Genomic DNA, 12556 nt, shown 5'->3' with positions numbered 1-12556 from the left:
TATCATTGGCGGGCCGGAATGGCCCGCCAGCCGTTTTACTGGATGTCCCAGCGTTCCGGGTGAGCCGCATAGGGACCGCCGCCCGGCGCCGGCGTCCAGACAAAGTCACGCAGCTTGTTGGAGGCTACGCCATAGCGGTTGGCCACCCATAATGTCGCCCAGGGCAGATCCTTGTTCATCACCTTGCAGACTTGCTGCCAGGATTGATCGATCTTGGCCGGATCGGTCTGGGCGAGCGCAGCGTCCAACGCGGCGCTGAGATCATCGAACTCGATGCGCATGGTGTTGAAGCCTGCCGGCGGAATCTGGGACTTGTTGAGACCCGGGCTGATGCCGGCCGGATTGGGACCGTTCTGCAGGCCGGCATAGACCATCGCAAACGCGTTCCAGTCCGGCGTGCCTTCCTTGTAGACGATGCCGTTATAAGTCGGCGTATCGACGACGCGCGGCACCACATTGATCCCGACCTCGGCCAGCATCGACTGGATGGCAGCCATCACGTTGGCGGCTTGCGGCGAGCCGTAATAGGTCAGCAAGGTGATCGGCTTGTCGCCGTTGATCTTGTCCCAGCCGGCCTCGGCAAGCAGAGCCTTGGCTTTGGCCGGATCATAGGCATAGGGTTCGAGGCCTTCGGGAAGCAGGTGCGGCGCGACGTAGCCGCAATTCGCCGGCTTGGCCGCGCCGCCATAGAGGCTCTCGATGATGGCATTGCGATCGATCGCGTACATGATCGCCTGGCGCACGCGAACATCCTTAAAGAGCTCGACCTTCTGGTTGAGGCCGATGTAGTTGACCACATAGGAGGCGCCCTCGATCACCTTGAAATTGCTGTCGCTCTTGAAGGTTACCGCGTCGTCGGGCTCGACATAGGTGAACTGGATTTCGCCGGCGCGCAGCGCCGCAACGGCCGCCGCCGGGCTCTCGAAATATCGGTTGATGAGCACGTCGACCTTCGGCTTGCCGCCGCGATAGTCGTCATCCGCGGCCAGTTCGACATATTGATCGCTGACATAGCGCTTGAACTTGAAGGGGCCGGTGCCGACCGGCGTCGTGGACCACCAGGTGCTCGTAGCCAGCGTTTCCGGCGGCATCGCGGCCAGGGCATGCTCCGGCAGGATCATCACCTGCGAGAGAATCGACAGGAAGGAGCCGTTGGGCTTCGACAATTTGACGACCACGGTGCGATCGTCCGGCGCGTCGACCGACGCGATGTCGCCGAGGCGCGCGGCAAACAGGCTGCCGGAGGCCTTGTTCCTGGCGAGCTCAAGCGTGAACTTGACGTCCTTGGACGTGAACGGCTTGCCGTCGTGCCAGCTCTCCTGGGCAAGGTTGAACGTGTAGGTCAGCTTGTCGTCGCTGACTTTGTAGTCCTTGGCCAGATCGCCTTCGAGTTCGGTCAGTTCGGCGTTGTAGATGACCAGCGGTTCAAAATAGGTGCTGAGCCAGGTAAAGCCGCCGGTCGCAGCCAACGGATTGAAGTTCTTGGGAAAGCCGCCGGGGCCGACATCGAAGCCTCCGGTGATGGTCTTGGCGCCCTGTGCCTGGACGCTGGTGGCAAGGCTAATGCCGCCGAGCAGCAGCCCGGTGATGGCCAGATGACGAGCTATAGTTCTGATGCGCATGGTTTCCTCCCTTGGCATTGTCAGGTAGTTCGGCGTTGGGTCAGGTAATCCGGTTTTTGGCGATCACTTGCTGAATACCCCTGTAGTGGTCGTCGAGGCGCTCGCGCGCCCGGTCGACGTCCTTGGCGGCGACCGCCTCGACGATCTCGTGATGGTCGCGCCAGGTCGCCAGCGGCGTCGGATTGTCGAGGCTGGTGAAATTCGAGGCCTTGTTGAACGCCACCCAGAAGATGTCGATCAGCGCGCTCAACATGTGATTGTTCTGGCAGCGGAACAGCAACTGATGGAATTGCTGGTCCTCTTCGGCAAAGCTCTCCTGGCGCTCGGCGCGCCGCCGCATGCTTTCGGTCAGCTGGCGCAGCGCGGCGATGTCTTCGGCGCTGATCATCTCGATGGTTTTTGCGATCAGGCCGGTTTCAAGGACACGGCGGATCTCGCGCAGTTCCTCGACGTCGCGCAGCGAATCCTGCAGGCCGTATGCCAGATTATCCAGCAACGGCTTGAACGAGAATTCCTTGACGAACACGCCAATGCCGCGACGCGTCTCCAGAATGCCGATCGACTCCAGTGCCTTGATCGCTTCGCGCACCGAGTTGCGGCCGACGGCGAGCCGCTGCGCCAGGAAGGTCTCCGGAGGCAAGGGGTCCCCCGCCTTGAGCTGGTTGCTCTGGATATATTTCCTCAGGCTCTCCTGCACGCTGACGTGAAGCAGCGGCGGTCGGGCCAGCGGTTCGATCGATTTTTGGTCCGGGTTCAACTTGGGTTCCGAGCTCAACTTGGGTTCCGGCATTTTTCTCCCAGCGCCGCTGCAATTGCGGCCGATGGCGCGTCGCAAAGCGGTCGATGCTTGTAGCATAGCGACTTGTAGGATATCCTGCAAGCAAGAGGATTACACGCTGAATGAAAGTCGTCCTGGCCGGCTCAAGCCATTGGCACGCCGAAATGCATCTCGACGCTGCACGTTTTTGCGGCGCCGAGATTGCCGGCATCTGGGATGAGGACGCGCAGCATGCGCGCGCCTTCGCGACGCGCCAGCATTTGCCGTTCATCGCCGACTTTGCGAAAATCCTCTCCAGCCCGCCGGACGCGATCCTGCTGATGGGACACCCTTCGGCGGTGCCGGCGCGGGCGCGTGCCGTCATCGAAGCCGGCATACCGCTGATCCTGGAAAAGCCGGCGGCCAGCAGCACCGCAGCGTTGGCCGCGCTCAGCGAGTTGGCGAGGCAGCACCAGGCCTTTGTCAGCGTTCCCCTGCCCAACCGCTTTGGGCCGGCCGCCACTGCCTTTGAACGGTTGCGCAGCCAAGGCCGCGCCGGTGCGGTTGCGCATTGCCAGTTCCGGTTGGTCAATGGCCCGCCGCAGCGCTATGCCGCCGACGGCGTCGCCTGGGTGATGGATCCGGCGATCGGTGGCGGCGGCGCGCTGAGGAACCTCGGCATACACGGCGTTGACGCCGCGCTCGGCCTGGCAACCGGCGCACTCAGGCTAAAAACCGTTTCGATCGAGAACCGCATTCACCGTGCCCCGGTCGAGGACCATGCGCTGCTTGTACTGGAAGACGCTGCCGGAGCATTGTTCGTCGTCGAGGCCGGGTACACTTTTGCTTCGATGCGCCCCGGCGGCGATTTTGAATGGCGTATCGTTAGTGAGAATGCGACCGTCATCGACTATGGCGAGCGCGCCTTCTGTGCGACCCTCGACGATGGCGCTATCATCGAATTGCCGATCGAATTACCGGCGACGCGCTACCGCCTGTGCATGAGCGACACGCTCGACCGGCTGGTTCGAAAAGCGCCGCCGGCGACTTCGATCGATGACTATGTTGCGGCGATGTCGCTGATCGACGCCGCGTATGAAAAGGCAGGACGATGATTGGAATAGGCATTATCGGAGCGGGCGATTTCGGCGCCGCCCATGCAAGGGCAATCAAGCAGGTGCAGGGCCTGCATCTCGTCGCATCGTGCCGCGGGAATAACGATGCCCTGGCCGCCTTCACCAGCGAACATGGTGGTCGCGGCTACACCGACTGGCGCAAGCTGCTCGACGACAAGGAAGTCGACGCTGTCCTCATCGCCAGTCCTCACCATCTACATGCCGAAATGGCGATCGGCGCGGCGAACGCCGGCAAGCACGTCATGCTGGAAAAACCGATGGCGCCGACGGCGGCGGCCTGCGATGCGATCAACGCCGCCGTGGCCGCCGCTGGCGTCAAGCTGATGGTCGCCCATCTCATGCATTTCGCGCTGCCTTGCATGGCGGCCAGGCAAATGCTTGAGCAAGGAACGCTCGGCCGGCCGCTCGTCGGATCGAGCTGGATCATCAAGCTGTGGATGGAGCACAATCGCCGCGACTGGCATCTGCGCAAGGCCACCGGCGGCGGCATGCTGTTGACGGCCGGCATCCATGCGCTCGACCGCCTCGTCTGGCTCATGGATGACGACGTCGTGTCGGTGAGCGCCATGCTTGGCGCCATGTCCCATGACCAGGAAGCCGACGACACCGCCCTGCTCGGACTGCGCTTCGCCGGCGGCGGGCTCGGCCAGGTGCAGAGCGTCGGCTATCGCAATGGGGCGGCCGGCTACGCCATGGACCTGGTCTGCGAGCAGGCAACGCTGCGCATCGACATGGACCGCGGCACGATGCTTGGCCGCGACAAGGCCTGGACCGACCTGCCCGGCTCGTTCGAGCCGAACTGGATGCATGCCGCGCTGGCGCGCGAATGGAGCGCGATGCGCGATGCCATTGCCGACGACAAGCCGGTGCCGGTCCACGGCGCCTATGGCCGCAAGATCATCGCCATCATCGAGGCCGCCTTTGCGTCGAACGAAACGCGCCGCGAGCACGAGATCGCCGATGCGCCCTGAGTTCGACGACCACCTGAGCCACTTGCCCGCACACGTGCCGCGCGGCGTCTGGGGCGCGGTGATGCTGGCCATCGACGGTCGCGGGGCCATCGACTGGGAAACGACGGAGGAAACGATCGCCCGGCTCTGCGCATCAGGCGTCGACGGCATCTATTCCAATGGCACGGCCTGCGAATTCCACTGCCAGACCGAGCCCGAGTTCGACCGGCTTTGCGCCCTGATGGCCGCGATTGCCGGCCGCGCGCGCCTGCCCTTCCAGATCGGCATCAGCCAGTCCAATCCGCGCGTCGCACGCGAGCGGCTGATGCGGGTGTCGGCGCTTCGCCCGGCGGCGGTGCAATTCACCTTGCCCGACTGGTGGCCGCCCAGCGACGGCGAGGTCATGCGCTTCGTCGGCGGCCTGTGCGAGGCCGCGCCCGACATGCCGCTGGTGCTCTACAATCCACCGCATGCCAAGCGCCGCCTGACGCTCGAAGCCATCGCCAGGCTGCGTGCAGCGGTGCCGTCGCTGGTCGGCGCCAAGCTGCCGGGCGGCGACCCCGGCTGGTACGCCGACATGCGCCGCGAACTGCCGGGATTTTCGGTCTTCGTGCCCGGCCATACGCTGGCGACCGGATTTGCCCAGGGAGCGCACGGCAGCTACTCCAACGTCGCCTGCCTTAACCCCAAGGGCGCGGTAATGTGGTGGCAGACGATCCGCACCGACGCGGCGGCCGCTGCCGAGGTCGAGACGCGCATCCAGGCCTTTCTCGCCACCCACGTACTGCCTTTTCGCGCTCGCTATGACGTCAGCGATGCGGCGCTCGACAAAGCGATGGCCGCGGCCGGCGGCTGGGCGCCGCTTGGCCCGCGACTGCTCTGGCCTTACAGCTCGGTCCCCGACGAGGCGATCGCGACGCTGGCCCAAGCCGCACGAACGGCCTTTCCCGCATGGTGGCAGTGAGGGTCGTTAATCGCGCGCCCTGCCCCGCTGATCCAAAGGAACAACCATGGCCTGTTCGGGATTTGACGCCTGGCGGACTCGTGGTCATGCTGGACCGATGACAAGAGGTGTACTGCTGGACCTCGCAGGCGTCATCTATGATGGCGAGACCGCCATACCAGGCGGGATCGACGCCGTCACGCGTTTGCGCCAGGCCGGCTTGGCCATACGCTTCATAAGCAATACCACGCGCTCGTCGAAACAGAGGGTCCTCGAACGTCTGCAGGCGATGGGGCTCACCGTTAGCAAGGCAGATGTTTTCACCCCGGCGCACGCCGCTCGCGAATGGCTGCTTCGCAAGGGCCGTGAGCCATATTTGCTGATTCACCCCGGCCTTGCGCCGGACTTTTGCGAACTGCCGGATCGCGACAAGCGCGCCGTCATCGTCGGCGATGCCGGAGACGCCTTCACCTATGCGGCATTGAATGACGCGTTCCGCGAGCTGAGCGCTGGGGCCGAATTGCTGGCCCTTGCCACCAACCGGACGTTTCGGGATGCCGACGGCGAGCTCAGCCTCGATGCAGGGCCATTCGTCACGGCATTGGAATTTGCCTCGCTGAAACGCGCAACCGTTCTCGGCAAGCCCTCGCCGGCATTCTTTCTCTCGGCGCTGGCAAGCATGGACTGTGCGCCAGACCAGGCGATCATGGTCGGCGACGACGCCGAGGCCGACATAGCTGGCGCGCTAAGCGCCGGACTGTCGGGCGCCTTGCTGGTGCGGACCGGCAAATACCGGCACGGCGACGAGAAACGGTTTGATCCGCGCCCGACCGCAACCGTCGCCGATCTCGCGGCGGCGACCGACTGGATCCTTGCGCGCCGGGACTGAACCGGCCGTACAGCGTGCGCTTCGCTCGAGATATCCGGGCTAGGTCGTCTGGCGCTCCATTTCCACCTCGGCCCCCAGACTTTCGATGTCGCGGAAGATCGAAGCGACAGCCAGCGTGCGCCCTTCACGCTTGAAGCGGAGCAGGCAATCCCTGGCAACGATGTCGCCATCGATCGCGATCTCGTCCCATTGCACGGCATGGCCGACATAGTTGATGGGAACATCGTAGTGCTGGCTCCAGAAGAACGGCACGGCGAGGAACTTCTGGCGATGGCCGAGCATGTTGAGGGCCGCGGTTTGCCCCTGCCGCTCGGCAACCACCCAATGCTCGACCCGAATGTTCTCGCCACTGTGAGGATCCGGCCACCGCGCAATGTCGCCGGCCGCGAAGATGCCTGGTGCGCTCGTCTCCAAAAAGGCGTTTACGACGACACCGCGGTCAAGGGTGAGCCCCGCCGTTTCGGCAAGCTCTGTCCGCGGTCGCACGCCGATGCCGGCGACGACGAGATCCGCCGCCAACGTACCGCCACCGCTGAGTTTCACCTCGCTGGCGTCGATGCTGCTCGCAGTGTCCTCGAGATGGAATACGACACCATTCTCCTCATGCAGGGCGCGGATGAAGTCGGCCATTTGCAGACCCATGATCCGTTCCATGGGCCGTTTTTCCGGCGCCACGACATGAACTTCGATCGAGCGCGACCGCAGCGCCGCGGCAACCTCCAGGCCAATGAAACTGGCGCCAAGCACGACGGCGCGGCGCGCAGTCGTGGCTCGCTCGATGATCGCCTTGCAGTCTGCGAACGAGCGCAGCGTGTGAACATGTGGCTGGTCGGCGCCTTGTATGGTCAGGCGAACCGGTTCGGCTCCGGTCGCCAGGAGTAGCCTGTCGTAGGCAGTCCGCGCCCCGTCCGCGAGCACAACCTCGCCAGAACGCGTATCGATGCTGGCGACATCCGCATTGAGGCGCAGGTCGATGCCGTTCTTCGAATAGAAGCTTTCTCGGCGCAGCGGAATCCAATCCTCCGGTGCTTTGCCGGCGAGGTAGTCCTTGGAAAGATTGGGCCGATCAACCGGCGGCGCTTCGTCGTTGCTGAGCATGACAATGCTGCCTTGATAATGTTCGCGCCGCAGTGTTTCTGCCGCCGCGAAACCTGCGGCGCCGCCACCGACAATGACGATTTTTTCGGGAGCCTGGCTGGAACCGCCAGGGCGCGGCTTGGACACCGTCCGCTTGCGTTTCTCGCCCACGACTATCCGATCATCACGTTGTTCCACCGACCAGCACGCGAGTGGACTGAAAGCAGGGGCGCGCAAGGCCTCGCCTGTACGCAAATCAAAACACGCGTGATGCCAGGGACACCGGACGGTGTCTTCCGCCACAAGACCGTCGACGAGCGGCCCGCCATAATGTGTGCATGTCGCGCCGATGGCGAAGATCTCGGCCCCGCGGCGCACCAGCAGCACCGGCTCATCGCCGCAATGGCCGAGAAGCTTTCCGCCGTCGGCAAGATCGGATAACGCGATACCCTCGACCAGATCCGGCCCGGTTGGTTTGGCATGATCTTCAGCCATTTTCCTCTCCCTTGGCGCGATCCAGAAGATCGCCTGTACGGCCGAGAAGCGGGAAATCGTCAGGTCACCAGTCTCGGAATACCTTCTGCTTGGCCAGCGCGCCTTCAGGTTCTCGGACACCGCTTGTGCCCAAACGTCCGGCCGCGTCATTCGTTGCCAGTTGCGCAGTACACGCCGTCGATTTCCTGGCGTTTGGATTTGCTGCCGAAGGAATGACGCCGTCGCGTAAACTTTTTCGCCGGACATGCGTTGTTCGTTCTCCAAGCCAAGGAGACAGCCATGCAGATGAAATCGGAAATCGCCGGCGAGGCCGCCAAGCAACGCCACATCCAGCGCGGCATCGACGCCAAGGACAAAACGAAGGGCAACGGCAAGCAACAAGGCGCCATGCAGGCCGGAGCACGCAAATATCCCGAGCCGCCCTTTCCCGAGCAGCACCAGCCGAAGCCAGGGCATGAATGGGCGATAGAGCCGGCGCCGCTTTACGACGCGCCATTCTATATCGGATCAAAAAAGCTGGACGGCAAAGTGGCCGTCATCACCGGCGGCGATTCCGGCATCGGCCGAGCCGTGGCCGTGCTCTTTGCGCGCGAAGGCGCCGATGTGGCGATCCTCTATCTGTGCGAGGACAAGGATGCTGAAGAAACGAAGAGGGCCGTCGAAGCCGAGGGCCGGCGCTGCACGCTGGTCAAGGCCGACGTCAGCGAACGCGACCACTGCCACAAGGCTGTGACTAAGGTGGTGAAGGAATTTGGCCGGATCGACGTGCTGGTCAACAACGCCGCTTTCCAGGTCCATTCCAGCGACTTTAGTGAGCTGACCGAGGAGCATTTCGACACGACGCTGAAGACCAACCTCTACGGCTATTTCCACATGGCGCAGGAGGCCGTTCCGCATATGAAGCCTGGTTCGGCGATCATCAACAGCGGCTCCATAACCGGCATCGAGGGCTCGAAGCAGCTGGTCGACTATTCGATGACCAAGGGCGGCATTCATGCCTTCACGCGCGCGCTGTCCGGAAACCTCATCGAGAAGGGAATTCGGGTGAACTGCGTGGCGCCAGGCCCGGTGTGGACCCCGCTCAACCCCTCCGACAAGCAAGCCGGCGACGTCTCGAAATTTGGCGCAGACACGCCGATGAAACGGCCGGCGCAACCGGAGGAAATCGCGCCGGCCTATGTGTTCCTCGCCTCGCCGCATTGTTCAAGCTACATCACCGGCGAGATATTGCCGATCATCGGCGGCTACTGAGAACGTGTCGCCCGCACTGCCTCGATCATCGTGGACCTCTCGCCTGGGGCGGAGGTAGCGGCGATCTCAGATATGAAGTGGTCGACAGATGTATTTCATTGCCTTGGCGACGGACTATGACGGCACGCTGGCGCATGATGGGATCGTAGTCGAAAAGACGCTTGCAGCCCTCGAACGGTTCAAGAAAAGTGGCCGCAAGCTCATCCTCGTCACTGGCCGCGAACTGCCCGACCTCAAGCGGGTTTTTCCCGAACTCGGCGTGTTCGACAAGGTCGTCGCCGAAAATGGGGCGTTGATCTACACGCCTGCCAGCGAGGAAGAACGTGCGATCTCACCGGCACCGGCACCGAAATTTGTCGCCAGTTTGAAGAAACGCGGCGTCAAGCCGCTTTCAGTCGGACGGTCGATCGTCGCGACCTGGGAACCACACCAGGCAACAGTTCTTGAGGTCATCAAGGAACTCGGGCTGGAGCTGGAAATCATCTTCAACAAGGGCGCGGTGATGGTGCTGCCCACCGGCATCAACAAGGCAGCCGGGCTGGCAGCCGCACTTGAGGACCTCAAGCTGTCGCCACACAATGTGGTCGGTATTGGCGATGCTGAAAACGATCACGCGTTCCTGCGGGCCTGCGGCTGCAGCGTCGCTGTCGAGAACGCCCTTGCGGCGGTCAAGGATACAGCGGATCTTGTAACGCGCGGCGCACGTGGAAAGGGCGTCGAGGAACTGATCGAAAAGCTGGTAAAGCGTGATCGGGAATTTGTCCGAAAAGGCCGTGACGGCATCCTTCTCGGTTCGGTCGGCGGCGACGAAGTCTATCTGACGCCGACCGACACGGTTCTGATCGCCGGAAGCTCCGGCATCGGCAAATCCACCTTGGCCACCGCGCTGACGGAACGCTTCGTCGAGAACGGATTTCAATTCTGCGTTTTCGATCCGGAAGGCGACTATGATGGCCTCGAAGGCGCCGTCCGGGTAGGCGATGGCTCAAGCGAACCGACAAAGGCACAAGTGCTCGACCTGATCGAAAAGCCCGACACCAATGTGGTCGTCAACGGGCTGGCGTTGCGGGTCAATGAGCGGCCAGACTTCTTTGCCGAGCTGCTCCCCGGTCTTGGCAATTTCCGCTACCGCACGGCGCGGCCGCATTGGCTGGTCATCGACGAGGCGCATCATCTTCTGCCCAAGAGGCGCGACGACACGCGCGCCATCCTATCGTTGGAATTGCCGGGCACTGTCCTGATCACCGTTCATCCGGAAGCGATCTCGACCGACGCCCTGCGTCTGGTCACTGCCGTCATTGCGCTCGGTCCCAAGGCCAAGAATGTCATCAAGGCCTTTTGTCAGGAGACGGACACCAAGCCGCCAAAGGATATTCCCTCGCCAAAAGGCGAGCGTGTGCTGTTCTGGCGGCCGCAAGCCCGCAAGAAAATTGCCATGGTCAAAGCGATCGAGCCGCGCCAGTCTCTCAAGCGTCACAGCCGCAAATATGCAGAAGGTCAACTCGACGAGGCCGGCAGCTTCTATTTCAGAGGTCCCGACAACGCGATGAACCTCCGGGCCCACAACCTGATGATCTTCGCTCAGATTGCCGAGGGCATCGACGACAGAACCTGGGAGCATCACCTGCGCGCCGGCGACTATTCCCAATGGTTTCGCCGACAGATCAGGGACAAGGATCTGGCGCGCGAGACCGCCGAGGCGGAAAAGGACGAAATGCTCTCGGCGCAGGAAAGCCGTAAGCACGTTCTGGATGCGGTGCGTCGCCGTTATACGGCTCCTGCCACCGCCCCGGAGGAATAGAGAGGAATAGGGTGCGAAAGGATCGCCCACGCACATCATTCTCGGAGGCACCGGCCGTGTTGGTTCTCTGCAGCCATGTCGCTTTTACAGCAGGGCGAAGCAGTGGCCGGTTGACCGCGTCATCCACTCCGAGTTCCCTTTCATCCATGGCGTTTTGACTGGTCAGGGTTCAGTATATCCAATGGCAAAGAGGCGCAGGTCATAGGCCTCGGGATCGCGACGAAAGATCAACGCGCCCTTCCGTTGGGAATTCTGTGGGACATAGTCGAGCGTAGCGCTGCTATCCTCGACGACCTCATCGCCGTTGCGGAGCTCACCTTTGATCTCGACAGCAGCAACTGATTTCCCCGCCCTGTTTGCAGCGGCGAACTCGACCACGTAGCCCCCCTCGGTGACCGCGACGCCAAGCGGCAGCACAACGATCCGGGCGGTCCCATCGCGCGTGCTCACGCCATCGACGACAAGATAACCGAGCACGGCAAGCAGGATTACGGAGCTTATGCCCGCCACGACCCACTCCGTGACCGAAGTCCCGGGTTTGCGTGTCTTTGCTTTGTTGTTGGACCTCTGTTGCTTGTCGCCTTTTGCGGGGTTCCTTGTCACAGAATGAGCCTCGCAACCGCCGCCCCGAGCGCGCCAGGAAACGACAGAACCACGACTGCACTGAGTGTCTCCGAAAAGCCGACGCCATCGGTCCTGCCGAAGGTCCACAAGATGTAGAGGTTCACAAGCATCACCAGGACATAGCCGACGATCGCATAGCGAAAGAAGATGCTGACGAATCCAGCGCCTGGCTCGGGACTGTGCGAGCCGCGGAATTCGAACTCATAGACGAAGGCGTGCATGAGAGCGAGGGTGACCACCACCAGGGCGATTTCCTGCCAGGGCTCCATCTTGTAGGCGATGAGGACGACCTCTTCCGTCGGTGCGATGTTCACCGATAGAAATAGCGCTCCGACCACCATCAGGAACAGCTCTCCGGTGTAGCCGGGCTCGGGAATGTCCTCCTCCTCCAACAAACTCGGGCCGAGCTGAGCGCGTGCCAAGGATGCCCCGAGACTGCCTGGGACAATCTGCACCGCAATTTTGCCAATCACCTCCCGCAGCGGCATTTCGGCGGTCACGATGCCGAAAATAAACAACACCGCCGTAGCCGCCACAGCGGCCACAAGTATCGCCACAAAAGCATCGGCGATGCGGTCGCGCAGCGCCACCGTGTCGCGAAAGCCTCCGTACTTGTGCAGCAGCACCAGCATTGGCAAAGTGACAGCGAGGAACAGGGCGAGCCGCAGTGGGTGAAGGTGAAAGCCCAGCGCCCAGGCCTCCATGGTCATCAGCACCGGGGCGGCGAAGATCAACGCTCCGGCAAAGGCACGGCCAAGACCAATCCAGAACTCACGCGGCGTTAGCGCATGCCTGACGATGATCTCGGTTGGCGCCACGTCCGCTCCTCAGAGATAGCCTGTGGGAACAATGTTTCCTGGACAATCTTGTTCCGGACCGCTGCATCTTCGCCACAGCCGAACGGCGCTGCGATGTTCAAAGCCAAGCCAAACCTGTTGGGAACTCGCGAGCCAGCTTTCCGTTCAACCTCTCGATCGAATGACAACCCAAAGCCACACAGCGTCTGGAGTG

11 protein-coding genes are annotated in these 12556 nt (G+C 62.6%); 6 read left to right on the top strand and 5 right to left on the bottom strand.

The features are described from left to right. Positions 1-35 precede the first annotated feature (35 nt). Entirely contained in the window at positions 36-1622 is a 1587-nt protein-coding gene (locus AC0L18_RS08485) for an ABC transporter substrate-binding protein (RefSeq protein WP_236371914.1), read from the bottom strand. Between the two features lie 40 nt (positions 1623-1662). Beyond that, positions 1663-2412 (bottom strand): FadR/GntR family transcriptional regulator, encoded by a 750-nt coding sequence (locus AC0L18_RS08480; RefSeq protein ID WP_473491581.1) that lies wholly within the window; start codon positions 2410-2412, stop codon positions 1663-1665. A 110-nt stretch (positions 2413-2522) separates the two neighbouring features. Here AC0L18_RS08480 and AC0L18_RS08475 point away from each other — a divergent pair, with 110 nt between their 5' ends. From AC0L18_RS08475 to AC0L18_RS08460, 4 genes are all read left to right on the top strand, one after another. After that, complete coding sequence (locus AC0L18_RS08475) at positions 2523-3494, top strand: Gfo/Idh/MocA family protein (protein ID WP_473491579.1); 972 nt, start codon at positions 2523-2525, stop codon at positions 3492-3494. Further along, the gene (locus tag AC0L18_RS08470; protein WP_473491577.1) at positions 3491-4486 is read left to right on the top strand and encodes a Gfo/Idh/MocA family protein; all 996 of its coding nucleotides are present in this window, start codon (positions 3491-3493) and stop codon (positions 4484-4486) included. The genes AC0L18_RS08475 and AC0L18_RS08470 overlap by 4 nt, the downstream gene beginning before the upstream one ends. Next, a complete protein-coding gene (locus AC0L18_RS08465) occupies positions 4476-5429 on the top strand; it encodes a dihydrodipicolinate synthase family protein (RefSeq protein ID WP_473491576.1) in 954 nt (317 codons plus the stop codon). The genes AC0L18_RS08470 and AC0L18_RS08465 overlap by 11 nt, the downstream gene beginning before the upstream one ends. A 97-nt stretch (positions 5430-5526) precedes the next feature. Beyond that, a complete protein-coding gene (locus tag AC0L18_RS08460; protein ID WP_473491575.1) occupies positions 5527-6297 on the top strand; it encodes a TIGR01458 family HAD-type hydrolase in 771 nt (256 codons plus the stop codon). Positions 6298-6336: 39 nt separating this feature from the next. Here AC0L18_RS08460 and AC0L18_RS08455 read toward each other — a convergent pair whose 3' ends face one another. After that, positions 6337-7869, bottom strand: coding sequence for an FAD-dependent oxidoreductase (locus AC0L18_RS08455; protein ID WP_473491573.1), 1533 nt, complete (start codon positions 7867-7869; stop codon positions 6337-6339). 279 nt (positions 7870-8148) lie between these two features. Here AC0L18_RS08455 and AC0L18_RS08450 point away from each other — a divergent pair, with 279 nt between their 5' ends. Together AC0L18_RS08450 and AC0L18_RS08445 are read left to right on the top strand one after the other, a co-directional pair. After that, complete coding sequence (locus AC0L18_RS08450) at positions 8149-9120, top strand: SDR family oxidoreductase (protein ID WP_473491571.1); 972 nt, start codon at positions 8149-8151, stop codon at positions 9118-9120. A gap of 88 nt (positions 9121-9208) precedes the next feature. After that, a complete protein-coding gene (locus tag AC0L18_RS08445) occupies positions 9209-10921 on the top strand; it encodes an HAD family hydrolase (protein WP_473491570.1) in 1713 nt (570 codons plus the stop codon). Positions 10922-11083: 162 nt separating this feature from the next. Here AC0L18_RS08445 and AC0L18_RS08440 read toward each other — a convergent pair whose 3' ends face one another. Beyond that, the gene (locus tag AC0L18_RS08440; RefSeq protein ID WP_473491568.1) at positions 11084-11524 is read right to left on the bottom strand and encodes a TIGR02588 family protein; all 441 of its coding nucleotides are present in this window, start codon (positions 11522-11524) and stop codon (positions 11084-11086) included. Next, the gene (locus AC0L18_RS08435) at positions 11521-12279 is read right to left on the bottom strand and encodes a TIGR02587 family membrane protein (RefSeq protein WP_473491567.1); all 759 of its coding nucleotides are present in this window, start codon (positions 12277-12279) and stop codon (positions 11521-11523) included. The genes AC0L18_RS08440 and AC0L18_RS08435 overlap by 4 nt, the downstream gene beginning before the upstream one ends. Positions 12280-12556 lie beyond the last annotated feature (277 nt).

It is taken from the genome of Mesorhizobium sp. WSM4819, assembly GCF_055811215.1.
The sequence above is the reverse complement of the archived record's forward strand: the minus strand, read 5'-3'. Positions and strand labels throughout refer to the sequence as shown.

Excerpts from the sequence above, each read along its gene's own strand:
- AC0L18_RS08480 (WP_473491581.1), bottom strand. The coding sequence starts at position 2,412 with ATGCCGGAACCCAAGTTGAGCTCGGAACCCAAGTTGAACCCGGACCAA.
- AC0L18_RS08445 (WP_473491570.1), top strand. The coding sequence starts at position 9,209 with ATGTATTTCATTGCCTTGGCGACGGACTATGACGGCACGCTGGCGCAT.
- AC0L18_RS08470 (WP_473491577.1), top strand. The coding sequence starts at position 3,491 with ATGATTGGAATAGGCATTATCGGAGCGGGCGATTTCGGCGCCGCCCAT.
- AC0L18_RS08485 (WP_236371914.1), bottom strand. The coding sequence starts at position 1,622 with ATGCGCATCAGAACTATAGCTCGTCATCTGGCCATCACCGGGCTGCTG.
- AC0L18_RS08475 (WP_473491579.1), top strand. The coding sequence starts at position 2,523 with ATGAAAGTCGTCCTGGCCGGCTCAAGCCATTGGCACGCCGAAATGCAT.
- AC0L18_RS08450 (WP_473491571.1), top strand. The coding sequence starts at position 8,149 with ATGCAGATGAAATCGGAAATCGCCGGCGAGGCCGCCAAGCAACGCCAC.
- AC0L18_RS08455 (WP_473491573.1), bottom strand. The coding sequence starts at position 7,869 with ATGGCTGAAGATCATGCCAAACCAACCGGGCCGGATCTGGTCGAGGGT.
- AC0L18_RS08465 (WP_473491576.1), top strand. The coding sequence starts at position 4,476 with ATGCGCCCTGAGTTCGACGACCACCTGAGCCACTTGCCCGCACACGTG.
- AC0L18_RS08460 (WP_473491575.1), top strand. The coding sequence starts at position 5,527 with ATGACAAGAGGTGTACTGCTGGACCTCGCAGGCGTCATCTATGATGGC.